Origin of the sequence: Marinithermus hydrothermalis DSM 14884 (genome assembly GCF_000195335.1) — a bacterium.
GTDB classification, from domain to species: domain Bacteria; phylum Deinococcota; class Deinococci; order Deinococcales; family Marinithermaceae; genus Marinithermus; species Marinithermus hydrothermalis.
Map to the genome: position 1 here is coordinate 748861 of NC_015387.1, position 19286 is coordinate 768146.

Annotated in this window: 19 protein-coding genes and 1 pseudogene; 18 read left to right on the forward strand and 2 right to left on the reverse strand. The window is 68.2% G+C overall.

What is annotated here, in order from left to right:
- Positions 1-990: 990 nt before the first annotated feature.
- The 8 genes from MARKY_RS03930 to queF all read left to right on the forward strand — a co-directional run bounded on the left by MARKY_RS03930 (position 991) and on the right by queF (position 8188).
- Entirely contained in the window at positions 991-1542 is a 552-nt protein-coding gene (locus MARKY_RS03930; protein ID WP_013703576.1) for a hypothetical protein, read from the forward strand.
- Between the two features lie 3 nt (positions 1543-1545).
- Positions 1546-1851, forward strand: coding sequence for a 4a-hydroxytetrahydrobiopterin dehydratase (locus MARKY_RS03935; protein ID WP_013703577.1), 306 nt, complete (start codon positions 1546-1548; stop codon positions 1849-1851).
- 146 nt (positions 1852-1997) lie between these two features.
- Positions 1998-3194, forward strand: a complete 1197-nt coding sequence (locus tag MARKY_RS03940) for an argininosuccinate synthase (RefSeq protein ID WP_013703578.1) — start codon at positions 1998-2000, stop codon at positions 3192-3194.
- A complete protein-coding gene (gene argH / locus MARKY_RS03945; protein WP_013703579.1) occupies positions 3191-4603 on the forward strand; it encodes an argininosuccinate lyase in 1413 nt (470 codons plus the stop codon). Before MARKY_RS03940 ends, argH begins: the two co-directional genes overlap by 4 nt.
- Positions 4584-5123 (forward strand): N-acetyltransferase, encoded by a 540-nt coding sequence (locus MARKY_RS03950; protein ID WP_013703580.1) that lies wholly within the window; start codon positions 4584-4586, stop codon positions 5121-5123. Before argH ends, MARKY_RS03950 begins: the two co-directional genes overlap by 20 nt.
- Positions 5124-5153: 30 nt before the next feature.
- Positions 5154-6320 carry a glutamine-hydrolyzing carbamoyl-phosphate synthase small subunit gene (gene carA / locus MARKY_RS03955; RefSeq protein ID WP_013703581.1) on the forward strand — a complete coding sequence of 389 codons (1167 nt, stop codon included), beginning with the start codon at positions 5154-5156 and terminating at the stop codon, positions 6318-6320.
- A gap of 49 nt (positions 6321-6369) precedes the next feature.
- A complete protein-coding gene (locus MARKY_RS03960) occupies positions 6370-7680 on the forward strand; it encodes a MiaB/RimO family radical SAM methylthiotransferase (RefSeq protein WP_013703582.1) in 1311 nt (436 codons plus the stop codon).
- 28 nt (positions 7681-7708) lie between these two features.
- Positions 7709-8188: a preQ(1) synthase gene (gene queF / locus MARKY_RS03965; RefSeq protein WP_013703583.1), complete on the forward strand. Its 480-nt coding sequence runs from the start codon at positions 7709-7711 to the stop codon at positions 8186-8188.
- Between the two features lie 105 nt (positions 8189-8293).
- On the opposite strand, the gene MARKY_RS03970 is transcribed toward queF, so the two are convergent.
- Entirely contained in the window at positions 8294-9634 is a 1341-nt protein-coding gene (locus MARKY_RS03970) for a M20/M25/M40 family metallo-hydrolase (RefSeq protein WP_013703584.1), read from the reverse strand.
- Positions 9635-9651: 17 nt separating this feature from the next.
- On the opposite strand from MARKY_RS03970, the gene mglB reads away from it, so the two are divergent.
- From mglB to gcvPB, 6 genes are all read left to right on the forward strand, one after another.
- A complete protein-coding gene (gene mglB / locus MARKY_RS03975; RefSeq protein ID WP_013703585.1) occupies positions 9652-10143 on the forward strand; it encodes a GTPase-activating protein MglB in 492 nt (163 codons plus the stop codon).
- Between the two features lie 3 nt (positions 10144-10146).
- Positions 10147-10737, forward strand: a complete 591-nt coding sequence (gene mglA, locus MARKY_RS03980) for a GTPase MglA (protein WP_013703586.1) — start codon at positions 10147-10149, stop codon at positions 10735-10737.
- A gap of 68 nt (positions 10738-10805) precedes the next feature.
- The gene (gcvT, locus tag MARKY_RS03985; protein ID WP_013703587.1) at positions 10806-11870 is read left to right on the forward strand and encodes a glycine cleavage system aminomethyltransferase GcvT; all 1065 of its coding nucleotides are present in this window, start codon (positions 10806-10808) and stop codon (positions 11868-11870) included.
- Positions 11871-11882: 12 nt separating this feature from the next.
- A complete protein-coding gene (gene gcvH, locus MARKY_RS03990; RefSeq protein WP_013703588.1) occupies positions 11883-12269 on the forward strand; it encodes a glycine cleavage system protein GcvH in 387 nt (128 codons plus the stop codon).
- Positions 12270-12321: 52 nt separating this feature from the next.
- Positions 12322-13638, forward strand: a complete 1317-nt coding sequence (gene gcvPA / locus MARKY_RS03995) for an aminomethyl-transferring glycine dehydrogenase subunit GcvPA (protein WP_013703589.1) — start codon at positions 12322-12324, stop codon at positions 13636-13638.
- A complete protein-coding gene (gene gcvPB, locus MARKY_RS04000) occupies positions 13635-15092 on the forward strand; it encodes an aminomethyl-transferring glycine dehydrogenase subunit GcvPB (protein WP_013703590.1) in 1458 nt (485 codons plus the stop codon). Before gcvPA ends, gcvPB begins: the two co-directional genes overlap by 4 nt.
- Here gcvPB and MARKY_RS04005 read toward each other — a convergent pair.
- Positions 15089-15460: a Fur family transcriptional regulator gene (locus tag MARKY_RS04005; RefSeq protein WP_013703591.1), complete on the reverse strand. Its 372-nt coding sequence runs from the start codon at positions 15458-15460 to the stop codon at positions 15089-15091. The genes gcvPB and MARKY_RS04005 overlap by 4 nt on opposite strands.
- A gap of 63 nt (positions 15461-15523) precedes the next feature.
- On the opposite strand from MARKY_RS04005, the gene MARKY_RS04010 reads away from it, so the two are divergent.
- The 4 genes and pseudogenes from MARKY_RS04010 to MARKY_RS04025 all read left to right on the forward strand — a co-directional run bounded on the left by MARKY_RS04010 (position 15524) and on the right by MARKY_RS04025 (position 18770).
- Positions 15524-16396 (forward strand): metal ABC transporter substrate-binding protein, encoded by an 873-nt coding sequence (locus MARKY_RS04010; RefSeq protein WP_013703592.1) that lies wholly within the window; start codon positions 15524-15526, stop codon positions 16394-16396.
- A 28-nt stretch (positions 16397-16424) separates the two neighbouring features.
- On the forward strand, positions 16425-17195 hold the full coding sequence (locus MARKY_RS04015) for a 50S ribosomal protein L11 methyltransferase (RefSeq protein ID WP_013703593.1): 771 nt from the start codon (positions 16425-16427) through the stop codon (positions 17193-17195).
- Positions 17196-17202: 7 nt separating this feature from the next.
- Positions 17203-17577, forward strand: coding sequence for an RsmE family RNA methyltransferase (locus MARKY_RS04020; protein ID WP_052297150.1), 375 nt, complete (start codon positions 17203-17205; stop codon positions 17575-17577).
- 90 nt (positions 17578-17667) lie between these two features.
- A pseudogene (locus tag MARKY_RS04025) lies at positions 17668-18770 on the forward strand (transposase).
- Positions 18771-19286 lie beyond the last annotated feature (516 nt).

Here is a 19286-nt window from a genome sequence, read left to right on the forward strand (position 1 = left end):
GGTACGCGATCTCCATCCAGGAGCACTTCCTCATCCTCGCAAGCCATCGCGCCCCTGAAAGCGTCCAAAACGATCTCGCCAAGAACCTGGGCTTCCCCCTCACCCGTCCCACCCGCCTCCGCTGGCTCAGGTCCGCGGGGGCCAGGGCCAAACGGCTCCTTCAGCGGGAGAACCGTCTTCTCCGAGGGCGGGTGTACTGGGGGAGTGTGGATGAATGGGCCTTTGGCCGGGGCCCCAAGGGGTACGGGTACCTTTACTTTGAGGCTTGGACGGGTTGCCCGCTGTGGGGAGACCTTGGCCATCGGCGGCGTTACGAGCGGGTGCGGGAGCTCCTTTGGAGGTTACCTCCAAGGCTGGGGGTGGTTTCGGACGGGGCGCAGGAGGTAGGGGAGGCGTTGGGCTGGTTGGGGCGGAGGCTGCTTTGGGCCCGGTGCGCTTTCCACCTGATGCGGGAGGTACGGGCCAAGGTGGACCGGAAGGCGTGGGGGGAGATACGGGAGGGTCTGAGGGTGCTGCGGGGGCTTGGGCCTGGGGAGAGGGAGGCGTTCTTTTGGAAGGAGCTTCTGCCCCGGTGGGGTAAGGCCTTGGAGGGCTGGGTGCGGGCTTGGGAGGGGTTGCAGGAGGCTTGGGGGGCCGAGGTACCGCCTCCTTGGACAAACAACGTGGCGGAGGTAGGGCATGGGCGATTGTGGCGGCGGCGCAGGCGGAGGGTGTTGCGGAGCCTGGAGGTGGGGGAATCCTGGTTGATGGTGGGGCTTTACCGGATGCGGCATCGGCGGATTGGGGAAAAGAGCCCCTGGGAAAGGCTTACGGGAACTCTTTCCCCAGAGTGCTGGTGGAGGCCCCTGGTGGGGAGGATAAAAGGGTCAACCGACTTTTTTACATGAGTCGGGTTTCGCGTGCTAATCGCTTTCTTGGCCAGTTATCAGAAGAACCAGGGGGATGGACCTTCTATGGATTCAGAACCGGCGCTAGAATGGACCCATAGGCATGCAGCGCTTCTCCTTTCCCTGGACCCGGGTAGAGCGCGGGGCGGGAGTCCTCGCGGTGGTCGCGGTGGGCGTGCTGCAAGGCGGACTGACCTGGCGTTTGGTGCGCCTGGCCCACGCTGCGAACCTCACCTTCCCCGAGCTGCTCAATACCGTGCCGGAGGTGCGGGTGCCGTACGCGCTGAGCTGGTTCGCGGCGTTTGCGGTGGTGTACGCGGTATGGGCCGGCGCGGCCACGCGCAGCCGCACCGTTTTGGAGGTGGGGGAGGCGGGCTTGCGCTTTGTGCGGCCGGGGCTTCCGGTCCTCGGACTGGGCGCGCGGGAGGTGCGCCTCGAGCCGGGCGCGGTGACGCGGCTTGTGCTGGAGGATTACGGGATGCGCGCCCGGTTTTGGCTCGAGGCGGAGGGGGTGCGCTTCGCGGTGCCGCTCGAGGCTGGGGTGGCGGAGGGCGGGTCGGAGGGGACGCGCGGGGGGCGCGACTGGGAGCGGCACCCGTTGGTTCAGCTGGTGGTGGCGCGAACGGGGGGGCGGCTCGAGGTGAAGCGGAGGTGAGGGATGCGGAGGTTGACGCGGGAGGAGATCGCGGCGGGCCTTGAGGGGCTTGAGGGGTGGGCGCTGGTGGCGGATCGGGTGGAGAAGACCTTTGGGTTCGCTAGTTACGCGGACGGGGTGGCGTTCGCGTTGCGGGTGGCGCTTTTGGCGGAGCGGATGGACCACCATCCGGACGCCCTGACGATCGGGTGGAAGCGGGTGGTGGTGGCGTACGTGACGCACTCCGTGGGCGGGGTGACGGAGCGGGATCTGGAGGCGGCGCGGCAGGTGGAGACAGTCTACGCACGGATGTTCGCCCCCAATGGTTGACTAAAGTAGCAAATTGGTCGTATACTTATGCGCGAGATGTGGGGGGAGGAACGACGACCCCAGTGACGGAACCCAAGGGACAGGTGCCCATCAGGGCGGGGCCTGTCCCCGCCCCTTCTCTTGCGAACGCGAAGAGGTGAAACTGCATGAAGATCGTACTGGCCTACTCCGGTGGACTCGACACCAGCATCATCCTGAAGTGGCTCAAGGAGACCTACGGCGCGGAGGTCATCGCTTTCACCGCGGATATCGGCCAGGGCGAGGAGGTGGAGGAGGCCCGCCAAAAAGCCCTCGCGACCGGCGCTACCAAGGCCTACGCCCTCGACCTTAAAGAGGAGTTTGTGCGGGAGTTCGTCTTCCCCATGATGCGGGCCGCGCCCCTGTACGAGGGGTACTACCTCCTCGGCACCTCGATCGCCCGCCCCCTCATCGCCAAGCACCTCGTGGCGATCGCCGAACGGGAGGGGGCCGAGGCCATCAGCCACGGCGCGACCGGCAAGGGCAACGACCAGGTGCGCTTCGAGCTCACGGCCTACGCCCTCAAGCCCGGGATCCGCGTGATCGCGCCCTGGCGCGAGTGGCACTTCAAGGGGCGCTCCGAGATGATCGCCTACGCCCAGGACCACGGGATCCCCGTTCCGGTCACCACGGAAAAACCCTACAGCATGGATGCGAACCTCCTGCACGTCTCCTACGAAGGCGGCATCCTCGAGGATCCCTGGGCCGAACCCCCAACGGACATGTTCCGCATGACCACGCACCCCGAGGACGCCCCGGACGAGCCCGAGTACGTGGAGATCACCTTCGAGGCAGGCGACCCGGTCGCGGTGAACGGCCAGCGCATGTCGCCGGCCGAGCTCCTCGCTGCGCTCAACCGGATCGGCGGGCGGCACGGCGTGGGGCGGGTGGACCTGGTGGAGAACCGCTTCGTGGGGATGAAGTCCCGCGGCGTGTACGAGACCCCGGGGGGCACCCTGCTCTACCACGCCCGGCGCGCGGTGGAGAGCCTCACGCTGGACCGGGAGGCGCTGCACCTCAGGGACACCCTCGCCCCCAAGTACGCCGAGCTCGTGTATAACGGGTTCTGGTTCGCCCCGGAACGCGAAGCCCTCCAGGCCATGATGGACCGGATCGCCCAGAGCGTCACGGGCACCGCGCGCCTCAAGCTCTACAAGGGGAACGCCTACATCGTGGGGCGTAAAGCGCCCCAAAGCCTTTACGACCCCGAGCTCGCGAGCTTCGAGGCCGAGGAGGTCTACAACCAAAAGGACGCGGAAGGCTTCATCAAGCTCAACGCCCTCCGGTTGCGGGTCCGGGCCCAGGCCAAGCAGGAGGCGCCATGAGCCAGCACCCCCAAAAACCCTGGGGCGGCCGGTTCGCCGAGGCGCTGGACCGGCTCGCCGAGGCCTTCAATAACTCCCTGGCCTTCGACCGGCGGCTCGTCCTGGAGGACCTCGAGGCCTCCCTCGCCCACGCGGAGATGCTCGAGCGGCAGGGCATCCTCACGCCGGAGGAGGGCGCGCGGATTCGCGAGGGCCTCGAGCGGATCCGAGAGGAGGTCCTAGCGGGCACCTTCCCCTGGCGGGAGGCCTACGAGGACGTGCACATGAACGTCGAGGCCCGCCTGATCGAGCTCGTGGGCGAGGCTGGAGGGAAGCTGCACACGGCCCGCAGCCGGAACGATCAGGTGGCGACCGACCTCCGGCTTTGGCTGAGGCGGGAGCTCGGCGAGGTCCTCCAAGCGCAGGCCGCGCTGCGCCGGGCGCTGGTCGCTGAGGCGGAGCGGCACCTGGGCGTGGTCCTCCCCGGGTACACCCACCTCCAGCGCGCCCAGCCCATCCTGCTCTCCCACTGGTTCCTGGCCTACTACGAGATGCTCACGCGGGATGCAGGCCGGGTGCAAGACGCCCTGCGGCGCATGAACGAGTCCCCCCTCGGAGCCGCGGCCCTCGCGGGCACCGGTTTCCCCATTGACCGGCACTACACCGCGGCGCGCCTGGGGTTCACGCGGCCCATGGCGAACTCCATCGACGCGGTCGCGAGCCGGGACTTCGTCCTCGAGGCCCTCAGCGCGTTGGCGATCGGGCAGGTGCACCTCTCGCGGCTCGCGGAGGAGCTCGTGCTGTACTCGAGCTTCGAGTTCGGGTTCGTGGAACTCCCCGACGCCTTCGCGACGGGCAGCTCGATCATGCCGCAGAAGAAGAACCCGGACATTCCCGAGCTCGTGCGGGGCAAGGCCGGGCGGGTCGTGGGGAGTTTGGTGGCCCTCCTCACCGCGGTCAAGGGTTTACCCCTCGCCTATAACAAGGACCTTCAGGAGGACAAGGAGCCCCTCTTTGACGCGGTGGACACCTACAAGGCCTCGCTCCGCCTCCTCGCCGCGATGCTGCCCCAGCTCAAGTGGCGGCCCGAGGTCATGCGCCGCGCCGCGACGAGCGGCTACGCCCTCGCCACCGACCTGGCCGATTACCTGGCCCGCAAGGGCCTGCCGTTCCGTGAGGCGCACCGCGTCGTGGGCCGCATGGTGCGGGAACTTCACGCGCAGGGACGGGAGCTCGAGACCCTGACCCTGGAAGAGCTCCAGCGCTACCACCCCCTCTTTGCGGCGGACGCGTTGGAACTCTTGGACCTCGAGGCGGCCCTGAAGAGCCGGGCTTCGTACGGCGGCACCGCGCCCGAGCGGGTGGCGGAGCAGATCCAAGCGGCGAAGGCCGCGCTGGGGGGAGAGGACGATGGTGCAGGCGGGATTTGAGGCGGCGGGACTGCCCGAGGTGCGCCGGGACGCGGCGGTGGAGCTGCGCAAGGCGCGGGTGGGGGATGTGGAGGCCATCCACCGGCTCATCGGGTTCTGGGCAGAGAAGGGTCTGATGCTTTCCCGGAGCCGCGACCACCTCTACGAGCACCTCCGCGATTTCTTCGTGCTCGAGGACGAGGACGGGCACGTGGTGGGCGTGGCGGGGCTGCACGTGCTGTGGAAGGACCTGGCCGAGGTCCGGGGGCTCGCGGTGCACCCGGGCCGTCAGGGGCACGGGCTCGGGCGGTGGCTGGTCCTGGCCTGCGAGCGGGAGGCGCGGGACCTAGGGGTGCCGCGGGTCTTCGCCTGGACGCTCCAGGTGGGGTTCTTCACCGCTTTAGGGTACCGGGTCACCACGCGCGAGCACCTGCCGCCCAAGGTGTGGAGCGAGTGCAACGCCTGCCCTTTCTACGAGAACTGTCGGGAGATCGCGGTGATCAAGACCCTCTCCCTGGACACGCTGCGGGCCGCTGGATAGACTGGTGGGTGGGTCCCCCACGGAGGGAAGATGAAGGAACGCGCGATTCTCGTCCTGGAAGACGGCACGGCGTACCGCGGGTACGCCTTTGGTCACCGGGGGAAGATGGTCGGCGAGGTGGTCTTCAACACCTCGATGACCGGGTACCAGGAGATCCTGACCGACCCCAGCTACCACGGGCAGATCGTGGTCATGACCTACCCGCACATCGGAAACTACGGGGTGAACGTCTACGACATGGAGTCCAACCGCCCCTGGGTGCGGGGGTTCGTGGCCCGCGAGTTCAGCGCCCGCGCCTCCAACCACCGCGCCCAGCAGACCCTCGAGGAGTTCATGCAGTTTTACGGGGTGGTGGGCCTCGAGGGCATCGACACCCGGGCCTTGGTGCGGAAGATCCGCGAGGGCGGGGTGATCAAAGGCGTGATCGCGCACGCCTCCCTCTACGGCGACCCGCGCTACCGCTTCACCGAAGAGGATATTCAGGCCCTCGCGGCCGAGGCCCGGGCCTGGACGGACATCGACGGGCGCGACATGACCCCCGAGGTCACCACGCCCCTGCCGTACGCCTACCCCACGCTGCGCAGCGGCAAGCGGATCGTGGTGATGGACTTCGGGATCAAGCACACCATCGTCGAGCAGCTCGCCGAGCTGGGGTTCGAGGTGATCGTGGTGCCGGGCAAGACGCCCCCCGCGCAGATCATGGCCCTCGAGCCGCACGGGTTGTTCGTCTCGAACGGGCCGGGCGACCCCTCGATGCCCACCTACGCGCACGAGACCCTGTGGAAGTTGATGGGGTTGCTGCCCACCTTCGGGATCTGCATGGGGCACCAACTCCTCGCGCTGGCCGCGGGGGGGCGGACCTTCAAGATGAAGTTCGGGCACCGCGGGGCGAACCATCCCGTCAAGAACCTTCTCACCGGGAAGATCGAGATCACCAGCCAGAACCACGGGTACGCGGTGGACCCGGACTCCCTGAAGGACTTCAAGCCCACGCACGTGAACCTCAATGACGGGACCCTGGAGGGCATGACCCACGTGCGCTACCCGGTCTTCAGCGTGCAGTACCACCCGGAGGCCAGCCCGGGCCCGCACGATTCGCGCTACTTGTTCCACCGATTCCTGGAGGAGGTGGAGGCCTTCCACGGCGCGACGGGCGTGCCCGTGGGTAAGCAGCGCACCGACGCCTTTGGGGTCTAGGCCCCCGTCGCGTTGACCCGACGGGCCGGGATGAAGCAGAATGCGTGGGATGAGAGTCGCCGTCCGCACCCTAGGGTGCAAGGTCAACCAGGTCGAGTCCGACGCGCTCGTCGGCATGCTGAAAGCGCTCGAGCCGGTGGTGGTGGAGCCCGAGGAGGGCGCGGACCTCTTCGTGATCAACACCTGCGCGGTGACCACCACCGCCGAGGCCACCGCGCGTAAGGAGATTCGCCGTGCGCGGCGCGCGAACCCCGAGGCGTTCATCGTCGTGACCGGGTGCTACGCCGAGCTCGAGGGCGAGGCCCTAAAAGACCTTGGGGCGGACGTGGTCGTGCCGAACGCCCGCAAGGCCGAGCTGCCCAAGGTGATCCTGGAGCACTTCGGGCTGCCCGCGGACCCGGTCACGACCCCCCCGCACGAGTTCTGGGGGGCGGGGGAGCGCGGGCTCCTCAACGACCGGGTGCGGGCCTTTTTGAAGGTGCAGGACGGCTGCAACGCGGGGTGCGCGTACTGCATCATCCCCCGCCTAAGGGGCCGCGAACGGCACCGCGCGCACACGGACGCGCTCGCCGAGGCCGAGGCCCTGCTGCGAACGGGGGTGCAGGAGATCGTGCTGACGGGAGTGCGGCTCGGCTCGTACGCCGGGCACCCCCGCGGGCTGGCGGGGTTGGTGGAGGACCTCGTGGCTTTGGGGGCCAAGGTGCGCCTGAGCTCGATCGAGCCGGAGGACACCGACACCGCCCTCCTCGAGGTGATCGCCCGGCACGCCCCCCAGGTCCGGCCGCACCTGCACCTCTCGCTCCAGACCGGGAACGACCGGCTCTTGAAGCTGATGGGGCGGCGCTACGACAAGGCCTACTACCGGGACCTGGTGCGGCGCGCCTACGACCTCATCCCAGGCTTTGCCCTGACCACCGACGTGATCGCCGGGCTGCCCACCGAGACCGAGGCGGAGCACCAGGAGACGCTGGCTTTCCTCGAGGAACTCCAGCCGGTCCGGGTGCACGCCTTCACCTACACGCCGCGTCCCAAGACGCGTGCGGCGCGGCTGCCGCAGGTGCCCGTTGAGGTGCGCAAGCGCCGCACGCGGGAGCTCATCGCCCTGGCGCACGAGCTCGCCGCGGCGCGCATCCGGCCCAAGCTGGGCACGCGGGTTGAGGTGCTCGTCGAACGCATCCGGGGGGACGAGGCGTTGGGCCACACCCCGGACTATTACGAGGTCGTCGCGCGCGGGCGGGGAGAGGCGCGCCCCGGGGACACGGTCTGGATGCGGGTGGACGGCATCCGGGAGTACACCCTCCTCGGGTACGTCGAAGGCGTGAAGGAAGCCGGCCGCACGGTGGCGTTGCCGGTCGTGTAGGCCCTGGGCGTTTGGTAGCATCGGAAGGATGGACGCGAGCCTCGAGCACAAACTCCAGGAAGCCGCGGAACACACCCGCAAGGCCCTCGAGTACATGGCCCGGTTCGGCATCAAGCCCGAGGGGAAGGTGCGGCTCTTCCTCCCCCCGGAGACCCGCCAAAAAACGATCGACCGCATCCCCTTCCCCTACGAGGAGCGGCAGGTGGTGGTGTACGAAACGGAGCCCGGTGAGTTCAGCGCGGTCTGCCCCTTCTCGGGGTTGCCGGACTACGGCGTGGTGCGCATCGAGTACGTGCCGGGCAGCTGGATCCTCGAGCTGAAAAGCCTCAAGTACTACCTGATCTCCTGGCGGGACATCGGGGTTTACCAGGAGGAGGCCACCGCCCTCATCTACCGGGACCTGATGCAGCACCTCGAGGACCCCGAGTACCTGGTGGTGACCACGATCTACAACGTGCGCGGCGGAATCAAGACTACCTGCACCATCGATAGCCGCGCCCAAGGTTAGGTTCCCGCCGCGGCGGGGCCCCGGAGCCGAAGGCAGAGGCCTTCTCTGGGAGCTGTAGTGCGTACCGAAGCCCCTGCCGGCTCCGGGGTTCTCCGCGCTGCGCGCCTACTCGAGCGCGAACCGCTCCAGGGCCCGCGCGATCGCCTGGATGCCGCGCTCTAGGTCCGCGAGGCGCAGGTGCTCGTTCGGGCTGTGCACGCGGCTGCCCGGGTAGCCGCACCCGATCCCGACGACGGGCACCCCCAGACCGTGCGCGAAGGGGTGCATCGGGCCGGAACCGGGCATGTTGGGGTAGAGGACCGGCTCGGTGCCGTACACCTCGGCGAGCGCGGCGCGCGTCGCCTGCACCCAGGGGTGCGTGAGGTCGCTCCGGGCGGGTTTTTCCCCGACCTCGAGGACGCGCACCTCCACGTCCGTGAAGCCGTGGCGCTCGAAGTGGCGTTTGAGGAGGGTGACCACCCGCTTGGGGTCCTGGTCGGGCACCAGCCGAAAATCCAGCTTGGCGCGCGCCTCGGCGGGCAGCACGGTCTTGGAACCGGGTCCGGCATACCCGGAGGTGAAGCCGTTGATGTTCACGCACGGCTCGGCGAGGAGCTTGCGGTAGAACGCCGTCCCCGAAACGCCGCCTAAAAACGCCGGCACACCGAAAAGCTCGGCGAGCGCCGGGGACTCGTCGGGGATCCGCTCGAGGGCCGCCTCCTCCTCCGGGGTGAGGGGGCGCACCTCGTCGTAGAACCCCTCGATCAACACCCGGCCGTCCGCGTCGCGCAGCGAGGCGAGGGCTCGGCTCAGGCGGTGGATGGGGTTCTCCACCACCGCGCCGTAGCTCGAGTGCAGGTCGAACTTTGCGGTGCGCACGACGAGCTCGAGGGCGACGATGCCTTTAAGTCCGGTGTAAGCGAGGGGGCGGCCGGCGGCGTCCACCCCTCCGGCCTCCCAGAGGCAGGCGTCCGCGGCGAGGCGCGCCTGGTTTTCCTCCACGTACCGGGCCAGGTGAGGGCTTCCGACCTCCTCCTCGCCCTCGACGACGAACTTCACGCCGAACGGAAGCTCGCCGTACCGCTCCTTGAGCCACACGAGCGCGGCGATCCGGGCCGCAAGCTCACCCTTGTCGTCCACCGCGCCGCGCCCGTAGAGGGCCCCGTCGCGTTCCGTGAGGGTGAAGGGGTCCGTCTCCCACAGCTCGAGGGGATCCGCGGGCTGCACGTCGTAGTGGTTGTAGAAGAGGATCGTGGGGGCGCCCGGCACGGTCCGCGTCGCGTAGACCACGGGGGCGCCCGGCGTGGGGTGTAGCGCGGCCTCGAGGCCGAGCGCTTCAAGTTGCTCAGCCACGAGCTGGGCGGCTGCCTCGAGGCCGCGCCCTTCAGCGGAGACCGAAGGGATGGCGACGAGTTGGGCAAGTGTCTCCTTCGCGTAGGTAAGGATTCTCTCCGGAACGGGCTCCATGGTAGACTAACGATACTATGATAGAGCCTACGGTTGCCTTGTATGGAGCGTCCTTCCAGAAGGCGGTGCGGGTTTTGGAGGACCTCCTGGCACAGGCGGGCGCGCGGTACGCGATGCTCGTGGACCGTAAGGGGTTCGTGCTCGCGCACAAGGAGGCGTTATGGGCTCCGCGCCCTCCGGCGCTGGATTCGATCGCGACCCTAGTGGCGAGCAACGCCGCGGCGACCCACGCGTTGGCCGAGCTATTGGGGGAGGCTCGGTTTAACGAGCTGGTTAAGCAAGGGGAGAACCAGGGCCTGTACGTGGAGGAGGTCAACGAGATGGCCCTGCTGGTCGTGATCTTCGATAAAAGCGCGCCGATCGGTCGGGTGAAGCTGTTTGGGAAGAAGGCCGCGGAGGCGCTGGACAAGATCACGCGGGAGGCTGTGGTGGCCCCTAAAGACCTCGGAATCGACCAGGAGTTCCACCAGTCGGCGGATTCGCTCCTCGACGATCTGTTCGGAAACTAAGCGATGAGCACGATTAACTTTGCCGCGCGAGAGATCAACTTCAAGATCGTCTACTACGGGCCTGGGCTTTCCGGGAAGACGACGAACCTCAAGTACGTCTACGAGAAGGTGCCCCAGGAGCGCAAGGGGGAGATGGTTTCGCTCGCGACGGAGGACGAGCGCACCCTGTTCTTTGATTTTCTCCCGGTGGACCTGGGGGAGGTGAAGGGGTTCAAGACCCGCTTTCACCTCTACACCGTGCCGGGGCAGGTGTTCTACAACGCCTCGCGCAAGCTGATCCTGCGGGGCGTGGACGGGATCGTGTTCGTGGCGGACTCCGCTCCGAACCGGCTTCGGGCGAACGCCGAGTCCATGCGGAACCTCCGGGAGAACCTGAGCGAGTACGGCCTGACCCTTGACGACGTGCCCATGGTGTTGCAGATCAACAAGCGCGACCTTCCGGACGCGCTGCCCGTGGACATGATCCGCGCGGTGATCGATCCGGAGGGCAGGTACGAGGTCTTCGAAGCCGTCGCCACCGAGGGCAAGGGCGTGTTCGAACCCCTCAAAGCGGTTAGCCGCCTGGTCTTGGCTCGACTCGCGGCGCAGACGTAAGATAAGCGCGGCTCGCTCGTGGGGTGTAAGGACCCGCTCGGGAGGAGCGGGTTTATCCTGGGGGTGGAATGAAGCACACACCGCTTTACGAGAATCACCAGAAGCTCGGGGCCCGGATGGTGGACTTCGCGGGGTGGGCCATGCCCATCCAGTACACCTCGATCAACGCCGAGCACCTCGCGGTGCGCCAGGGGGTCGGGGTCTTCGACGTGAGCCACATGGGCGAGTTCTGGGTTCGGGGGCCCGAGGCGCTCGAGTTCCTACAGTACGTCACGCTGAACGACGCCGCCCGGTTGAAGGTAGGCCGGGCGCAGTACTCCATGCTCCCGAACGCGAACGGGGGCGTGGTGGATGACGTGTACCTCTACCGCACGGGCGAACGCGAGTACCTCATGGTCGTGAACGCCGCGAACATCGAGAAGGACTTCGCGCACCTCGCCGCCATCGCGCCCCGGTACAAGGTCGAGCTCGAGGACGCCTCGGCGGACTGGGCCCTTCTCGCCGTGCAGGGGCCCCAGGCCGAGGCGCTGCTCGCGGGGCTTGTGGACGTGCCCCTTGCGGAAAAGCGCAAGAATAGCGTCTTTGAGGCCCGGCTGGCGGGCCGGCCCGCCCGGCTCGCCCGCACCGGGTACACCGGCGAGGACGGGTTCGAGGTCTTCGTGCGTCCGGAGGACGCCCCAGCGGTCTGGGAGGCGCTGCTCGAGGCCGGGGCGGTACCGTGCGGCCTGGGGGCGCGCGACACGTTGCGCCTCGAGGCGGGGTTCGCGCTTTACGGTCACGAGCTTACGGACGAGACCAACCCCCGCTGCACGCCGTTCGCGTGGGTGGTGAAGGAGCACAAGGAATTCCTGGGCAAGCCGGCCCTGTTGGCCGGGGATTGCCGCGAGCGGCTGGTGGGGCTGGTCCTCGAGCGCGGTGTGCCGCGCGCAGGGTACACCGTGCTGCGGGAGGGGCGGCCGGTAGGGCGCGTGACCTCGGGCACGATGTCGCCGGTGTTGCGGAAGGGCATCGCCCTCGCCTACGTTGAGGAGGCCTTCGCGGAGGAAGGGACCGAGCTGCTGGTGGAGGTGCGGGGTAAGCCGTACCCGGCGCGGGTGGTGAAGCCGCCGTTCGTGCCGCTGGGTAAGAAGTAGAGGAGGACGCCGATGCAGATTCCGGAGGAGTTGAAGTACACGAAGAGTCACGAGTGGGCGCGGCTCGAGGAGGACCTCGTCGTTGTGGGGATCACCGACTTCGCGCAGGACGCTCTGGGGGATGTGGTGTACGTGGAACTCCCGGAGGTCGGGCGCCAGGTAGCGGCTGGAGAGGCCGTGGCGGTGGTGGAGTCGGTGAAGACCGCCTCGGACATCTACGCGCCGGTTGCAGGGGAGATCGTGGCGGTGAACGAGGCGCTGGTGGACGCCCCGGAGCGGGTGAACGAGGACCCGTACGGCGAGGGGTGGATGTTCAAGATCAAGCCGGCCGACCCGGCGGCGTTCGAGGCGCTGCTGGACGCGCGCGGTTACCAGGAAGTGATTGAGTCGGAAGCTTAACCCCCCTGCCCCCCGGACGCTGGTCCGGGGGGTTGATGAGGTGAAACTGGGTATGGAGTACACGCCGCACACCGAGGACGAGATCCGGGCCATGCTGGAGCGGCTTGGGATGCGGGAGCTAAGGGAGTTGTTCCGGGACATCCCGGCAGAGCTGTTGGAGCCCGAGCTGGACCTTCCAGAGCCCATGACCGAGGCCGAGGTGCTGGAGCACTTACGCGCCCTCGCAGCCAAGAACCGCCCCGCGACGCGTGCGTTTTTGGGGGGAGGCGTGCGCGCGCACCACGTGCCCGCCGTGGTGCCCCACCTGGCGACCCGCGCGGAGTTCGTGACCGCGTACACGCCCTACCAGCCTGAGGCGAGCCAGGGCGTGCTGCAGGCGATCTTCGAGTACCAGACGATGATCGCCGAGCTGACGGGCCTCGAGGTCTCGAACGCCTCCCTCTATGACGGGGCCACGGCGCTCGCGGAGGGGGTGCTGCTCGCGTTGCGGCAGACCCGCCGCATGCGGGTCGCCCTCTCGCAGGCGGTGCACCCCGAGTACCGCCGGGTCCTGAAGACCTACCTGGACGCGATCGGGGCGGAGGTGTACGAACTGCCCCTCGAGGGGAGTCGCACCGCCCTCGCCGAGATCCCGGCGGAGGTGGGGGCGGTGGTGGCGCAGACCCCGAACTTCCTTGGTTCGATCGAGCGCCTCGAGCCGCTCGCGGAGGCCGCGCACCGGGCCGGGGCGCTGTTCGTGGCGGTGGTGGACCCCATCTCCCTCGCCATCCTGAAGCCGCCGGCCGCTTACGGGGCGGATATCGCGGTGGGGGAGGGGCAGCCCTTGGGGAACGCCATGGCTTTTGGGGGGCCGCATTTCGGCTTTATCGCGGTGCGGAAGGCGCTCGTACGGCAGCTGCCCGGCCGCTTGGTGAGCGAGACGCGGGACGTGGACGGGCAGCGGGGGTTCGTGCTTGCCCTCTCGGCGCGTGAACAGCACATCCGCCGCGCAAAGGCCAAGTCGAACATCACCACGAACAGCCAGCTCACTGCCCTCATGGGGGCGGTGTACCTCGCGGCGCTGGGGCCCCAGGGGCTGCGGGAGGTCGCGGTGCGCGCGGTGGCGAACGCCCACACCCTGGCTGAGCGGCTCGAGACGATCCCGGGCGTGGAGCGCGTGACCGAGCCGCCGTTCTTTAACGAGTTCGTGCTGCGCCTGCCGGTGGAGGCCCGGCGGGTGCGTGCGCGGCTGGCCGAGCGGGGGATTCACGCGGCCGTGCCGGTACCGGAGGAGTACGGGGAGAACCTGGCCCTCTTCGCGGCGACTGAGGTGCACGACGCGGCCGACCTCGAGCAGCTCGAGGCGGCGCTTAGGGAGGTGCTCGCATGAAAGCGTTCCCGTTGATCTTCGAGCGGTCCAAGCCCGGGCGCCGCGGGGTCCGACCGGTCCGGGCGCCGGAGGTGGACCTTGCAGCGTTGCTGGGGGAGGAGAACCTGCGCGAGACGCCGCCCCGGCTGCCGGAGGTGGATGAGCTGAGCCTGGTGCGGCATTACACGGGCCTTTCCCGCCGCCAGATCGGGGTGGACACGAGCTTTTACCCGCTGGGCTCGTGCACCATGAAGTACAACCCCAAGGTGAACGAGGCGGCGGCGGCACTGTTTAGCGACCTGCACCCCTATCAGGACCCGGACTCGGCCCAGGGCGCGCTCGAACTGATGTACGAGCTGCAGCGCTACCTGGCAGAGATCACCGGGATGGATGCGGTCACCCTCCAGCCCGCGGCGGGCGCGCACGGGGAGCTCACGGGCATCCTGATCATCCGCGCCTACCACGCCGCGCGCGGGGAGCACGATCAGCGGCGGGTGGTGCTGGTTCCGGACTCGGCGCACGGCTCGAACCCCGCGACCGCTTCGATGGCCGGGTACGAGGTGCGGGAGATCCCTTCCGGGCCGGACGGGGAGGTGGACCTCGAGGCCCTAAAGCGCGAGTTGGGGTCACACGTTGCGGCGATCATGCTCACGAACCCCAACACGCTGGGCCTGTTCGAGCGGCAGATCCTGGAGATCGCTCGGGCGGCGCACGCGGCGGGGGCTCTCTTGTACTACGACGGGGCGAACCTGAACGCGATCATGGGGTGGGCGCGCCCCGGCGACATGGGGTTCGACGTGGTGCACCTGAACCTGCACAAGACCTTCTCCGTGCCGCATGGGGGCGGCGGCCCCGGCAGTGGTCCCGTGGGGGTGAAGCAGCACCTCGAGCCGTTCTTGCCGGTGCCGACGGTGCGGAAGGAGGGAGACCGGTTCGTATTGGATTACGACCGGCCCCAGTCCATCGGGCAGGTGCGCAGCTTCTACGGGAACATGGGGGCGTTGGTGCGGGCGTACACCTACATCCGCCTCCTGGGAGCCGAGGGCTTGAAGAGGAGCGCGGCGCTTGCGGTGCTGAACGCGAACTATTTGAAGGAGCGCTTGAAGGACGAGGGATACCGGATCCCTTACGACCGCACCTGCATGCACGAGTTCGTGGCGCAGCCCCCGGAAGGGCTTCGGACCCTGGACATCGCGAAGGCCCTGCTGGATGAGGGGTACCACCCACCGACCGTGTACTTCCCCCTGATCGTGAAGGAAGCCCTGATGGTGGAGCCCACCGAGACCGAGAGCAAGGAGACCCTCGAGGCGTACGCCGAGGTGCTGGGTCGGATCGCGCGGCGGGGGTTGGAGGACCCCGAGTGGATCCAGGGCGCGCCGTACCGGACGCCGGTGCGGCGGCTGGACGAGGTGTCGGCGAACCGCAAACCCAAGCTGCGCTGGGAACCGGTGGAGGAGGCGGTGCGCTCCTCCTAGCGGTCGCACTCCGCGCACACCCCGTACAGCACCAGCTCGTGCCCTTCGGGGCGGAACCCGGAGGGGGCGAGCTTGTGCATGTTTACGGGGCAGCCCTCGAGCTCGTACACGCGTCCGCAGGTGCGGCAGTGAAAGTGGTGGTGGTGGTGCTTCCCCGCGATCTCGTACCGCGGGGACTCCCCGGGGAGTTCCACGACGGTGAGCCATCCTTCCTCGCGCAGGTGCTTGATCGTGCGGTACACGGTCGCGATCCCGAGCCTGGGGGCTTCGGCGCGGGCGGACTCCAGAACCTCTTGCGGGCTGAGGGGACGGTTGGCTTTCAGGAAGGCGTTCCGGATCGCGCGGCGCTGTAGGGTATCGCGTCCCATAAGGCCACCATACCACTTGACAATAATGATAAACCATTATCAAATGAGTGTGGAGGTTATGCGATGCATACCCTGATCTGGACGCTCCTGCTCAGCCTGAGTCCCTGGGGGCTGGCCCAGGCGAACCCCACTTACGTGGCCACAATCCCGCCCCTCAAGATGATCCTGGAACCGCTGGTCCAGGGCCGCGCCGAGGTCACGGCCCTCCTCCCCCCCGGAGCCTCGCCGCACACCTTTGAGCCCCGCCCATCGGACCTCAGGCGGCTCACAAACGCTCAGGCCTTGTTCTACGTTGCGCCTGAATTCGACGGGTGGGCCGCGCGCCTCCCCGCCCAAACGCGCGTCGAGGTACTTCCCCTCGTGCCCGAGGCGTACCGCCGGCACTTCACCGCGGGCGAGGAGCACGCCGGAGAAACCGATCGCCACGGAGGTACCGACCCCCACTTCTGGACGGACCCCCTCACGGTGCAGGCCACCCTCCCCGCCCTGGTGGACGCCCTATGCGAACTGGACCCGCCAGGATGCCCCCAGTACCAAGAGAACGCCACCGCCTTCGCCGCCGAACTCGAGGCCCTCGCTGAGGAACTCGAGGCTAAGCTTGCGCCCCTCGAGGGTCGGCCCGTGCTCCTGTTCCACGAGTCCCTGGGGTACTTCCTGGACCGGTACGGCCTTAGGGTCGCCGCGGTCCTCGAGCCCTTCCCCGGAAAAGAACCCACCCCCCGGTACCTGAAGGAGATCCTGAAAACCGTGCGGGAGGCCGGCGTGCGGGCCGTGTTCACCGAACCCCAACTCCCCAAGCGCCCCGCCGAGGTCATCGCGGAAGCCGCGGGGATCCGCCTGCACGTCCTCGACCCCCTGGGGGGAACGGAAGGGCGCGCGACCTACCCCGAACTCATGCGGTATAACGCCCGCGCCTTGCTCGAGGCTCTCGAGTGAAGCCAAACCGCACTACACTGAGAAGCGTATGCACGTCTTCCGCTTAACAGGCGACTTCGAAACCCTGGACGCGTACACCCCCCTCTTCTTCGACCTCGGGGCCCGCGGTATGGAGGAGAAAGAAGGCGAGGTCTGGGTGTACTTTCCCACCCGCGTCGAGCTGCCCTTGCCCGGCGAGTGGCTCGAGCTGGAGGACGAGGACTGGCTCGAGGCCTGGAAGCGCGACCTCCAACCCGTACGCGCCGGGCCGTTCGTTGTGCTGGCTCCCTGGCACACGTGGGAAGGCCCGGAGCGGCGCATCGTCCTCGAGCCCGGCATGGCCTTCGGCACGGGGCACCACGAGACCACGCGCATGGCCCTCGAGGCGCTGGCCCGTGAGCCGATCCACGGAGCGCGCGTGCTGGACCTGGGAACCGGGTCGGGCATCCTCGCCATCGCGGCGGCCATGCGGGGCGCGGAGGTCCTCGGAGTGGACGTGGACGCGAGCGTTATCCCCCAGGCGGAGGCCAACGCCCGGCGCAACCAGGCCCCGGCCCGGTTCAAGGTGGGGAGCCTCGAGGCCGCTGAGCCCCCGTATGACCTGGTGGTCGCGAACCTCTACGCCGAGCTGCACCAGACCCTCGCACCCCGGTACGCCGAGATCCTCCGTCCCGGAGGGCGCGCCCTCCTCACCGGCATCCTGGCCGAGCGAGAGGCGGGCGTCCTCCGCGCGATGGAGGACGCGGGGTTCTCCCTCCTCTCCCGCAGGCAGGAAGGGGAGTGGGTCCTCCTCGCCTTCCGTTACAGCCCGGAGGACTAGGGCACGGATGCGGCCGCACCGGGTGTACGTACCCAAGATCACCCCGGAGGTCCGGGTCTGGGGCCGGGAGGCCCGGCACCTCCTCGAGGTCCTGCGCGCGCGCGTGGGCGATACCGTCACGGTCTTCGACGGGCAGGGCCTCGAGGGCCGCGCCGTCCTGGCCGCGGTCGAGGAGGGCGCGGCGCACCTCAGGGTGGAGGAGACCTGGTCGACCGACCGCGAGGTGGGCGTGCCGGTGGTGCTCTACGCCGCCCTGCTCAAGGGCGACAAACTCGCGGACGTGCTGCGCGCGGTGACGGAGCTCGGCGTGACCCGGTTCACCCCCCTCATCACCGAGCGGAGCATCCCGAAGGAGATGGACTCATGTAAAAAAGTCGGTTGACTCAAAACTTGCACTTATGCACCCTGGGGATACCTATGCGCCAGGACCACTTGAAAGGGGCCGCTGGTTTCCCGTCTGATGACGGGTGCCATGACCCAAGCGGCCCTGTCCCTACTTTGGACCCTCCTGGCCCTTTTGCCAAGCCCCCACCTCCAGGAATCCCTCAAGGCCCTGCTCTTGCTCCTCCTCCACGGCCACGGCAAGGCCAGACCCCAGCACAGCCAGGTCAAGTCCCCCTCCGCCCTCTCTCGCTTCCTCAACCGCTACCCCTGGCCCACCCGCGCTCTCATCCGCCTGGCAAGAAAAGAGGCCGAGAAAGCCCTGGACCGGGCCAGAAAGAAAAAAGGCCCCAAGCCCCGTCTCCTGGTGGTCCTGGACCTAGTCACTCTGGAGAAGCGGGGCCGTTTCCAGGCCCTGCCCCTCTCCTTTTTTCACGGCAAGTGGGGACTCCATCTGGTGGTCCTCTACCTCGTCTACGGAGACCTCCGCATCCCTTGGGCCTACCGCCTCTGGCGGGGCAAGGGGGAGAAGGCCCTCTCCCCGCCTGGCCCCTAAGCCTCCTGGCCTCTCTGCCCCCCTGGATGCGCCGGGCCTTCCGGATACGGGTGGCCGCGGATGCGGCCTTTGGCACCACCCGGTTCCTTTTCGGGGTGAAGCGGTTGGGTTTTGAAGCGGTGGTGGGGATGCGGCGGGACCGGAGGCTGCGGGAAGGGGGGAGGCTTGGGGACCTCAGGCGGCAGGGGAGCCGGGTCTACCTTTGGGGGCTTTCCTTCCCGGTCTGGGTGGCCTGGTACCGCTACCCCCTGCCCCAAGGGGGCTGGGAGTGGCGGTACGTGGTGGCCACCTTTCCCGCCACGCCCCGGACGGCGCTCACTTGGGGAAAGAGGCGGTTTGCCATAGAGCACTTCTTCCGCGCCGCGAAAAGCGAGTTCTCCCTGGGGCAGTTTGGGCAGCGGACGGCTTTGGGGGTGCACCGTTTTCTGGTGCTTTCCCTTCTGGCCTACCTGTTGGCCCACTGGGTGGGCATGGAGGGGGAAGGAAGCTGGCGGGAGGCCAGGGAGCGGGCGGCGCGGGTTCTCTTGCCTGAGCTCGTGGTGCAGCTCGCCCTGCGGGAGCTCTATGCCCTGGGTCTCTGGCCGCCGGGGGGAGGGGGTGAAGGTTTATGCGGGATATGCGGGAGGTGCAAGTTTTGAGTTGACCCTTTTATCCTCCCCACCAGGGGCCTCCACCAGCACTCTGGGGAAAGAGTTCCCGTAAGCCTTTCCCAGGGGCTCTTTTCCCCAATCCGCCGATGCCGCATCCGGTAAAGCCCCACCATCAACCAGGATTCCCCCACCTCCAGGCTCCGCAACACCCTCCGCCTGCGCCGCCGCCACAATCGCCCATGCCCTACCTCCGCCACGTTGTTTGTCCAAGGAGGCGGTACCTCGGCCCCCCAAGCCTCCTGCAACCCCTCCCAAGCCCGCACCCAGCCCTCCAAGGCCTTACCCCACCGGGGCAGAAGCTCCTTCCAAAAGAACGCCTCCCTCTCCCCAGGCCCAAGCCCCCGCAGCACCCTCAGACCCTCCCGTATCTCCCCCCACGCCTTCCGGTCCACCTTGGCCCGTACCTCCCGCATCAGGTGGAAAGCGCACCGGGCCCAAAGCAGCCTCCGCCCCAACCAGCCCAACGCCTCCCCTACCTCCTGCGCCCCGTCCGAAACCACCCCC

Coding starts and splice junctions, on each gene's coding strand:
- MARKY_RS03930 (WP_013703576.1), top strand. CDS start 991: ATGCAGCGCTTCTCCTTTCCCTGGACCCGGGTAGAGCGCGGGGCGGGA.
- MARKY_RS03935 (WP_013703577.1), top strand. CDS start 1,546: ATGCGGAGGTTGACGCGGGAGGAGATCGCGGCGGGCCTTGAGGGGCTT.
- MARKY_RS03940 (WP_013703578.1), top strand. CDS start 1,998: ATGAAGATCGTACTGGCCTACTCCGGTGGACTCGACACCAGCATCATC.
- argH (WP_013703579.1), top strand. CDS start 3,191: ATGAGCCAGCACCCCCAAAAACCCTGGGGCGGCCGGTTCGCCGAGGCG.
- MARKY_RS03950 (WP_013703580.1), top strand. CDS start 4,584: ATGGTGCAGGCGGGATTTGAGGCGGCGGGACTGCCCGAGGTGCGCCGG.
- carA (WP_013703581.1), top strand. CDS start 5,154: ATGAAGGAACGCGCGATTCTCGTCCTGGAAGACGGCACGGCGTACCGC.
- MARKY_RS03960 (WP_013703582.1), top strand. CDS start 6,370: ATGAGAGTCGCCGTCCGCACCCTAGGGTGCAAGGTCAACCAGGTCGAG.
- queF (WP_013703583.1), top strand. CDS start 7,709: ATGGACGCGAGCCTCGAGCACAAACTCCAGGAAGCCGCGGAACACACC.
- MARKY_RS03970 (WP_013703584.1), bottom strand. CDS start 9,634: ATGGAGCCCGTTCCGGAGAGAATCCTTACCTACGCGAAGGAGACACTT.
- mglB (WP_013703585.1), top strand. CDS start 9,652: ATGATAGAGCCTACGGTTGCCTTGTATGGAGCGTCCTTCCAGAAGGCG.
- mglA (WP_013703586.1), top strand. CDS start 10,147: ATGAGCACGATTAACTTTGCCGCGCGAGAGATCAACTTCAAGATCGTC.
- gcvT (WP_013703587.1), top strand. CDS start 10,806: ATGAAGCACACACCGCTTTACGAGAATCACCAGAAGCTCGGGGCCCGG.
- gcvH (WP_013703588.1), top strand. CDS start 11,883: ATGCAGATTCCGGAGGAGTTGAAGTACACGAAGAGTCACGAGTGGGCG.
- gcvPA (WP_013703589.1), top strand. CDS start 12,322: ATGGAGTACACGCCGCACACCGAGGACGAGATCCGGGCCATGCTGGAG.
- gcvPB (WP_013703590.1), top strand. CDS start 13,635: ATGAAAGCGTTCCCGTTGATCTTCGAGCGGTCCAAGCCCGGGCGCCGC.
- MARKY_RS04005 (WP_013703591.1), bottom strand. CDS start 15,460: ATGGGACGCGATACCCTACAGCGCCGCGCGATCCGGAACGCCTTCCTG.
- MARKY_RS04010 (WP_013703592.1), top strand. CDS start 15,524: ATGCATACCCTGATCTGGACGCTCCTGCTCAGCCTGAGTCCCTGGGGG.
- MARKY_RS04015 (WP_013703593.1), top strand. CDS start 16,425: ATGCACGTCTTCCGCTTAACAGGCGACTTCGAAACCCTGGACGCGTAC.
- MARKY_RS04020 (WP_052297150.1), top strand. CDS start 17,203: ATGCGGCCGCACCGGGTGTACGTACCCAAGATCACCCCGGAGGTCCGG.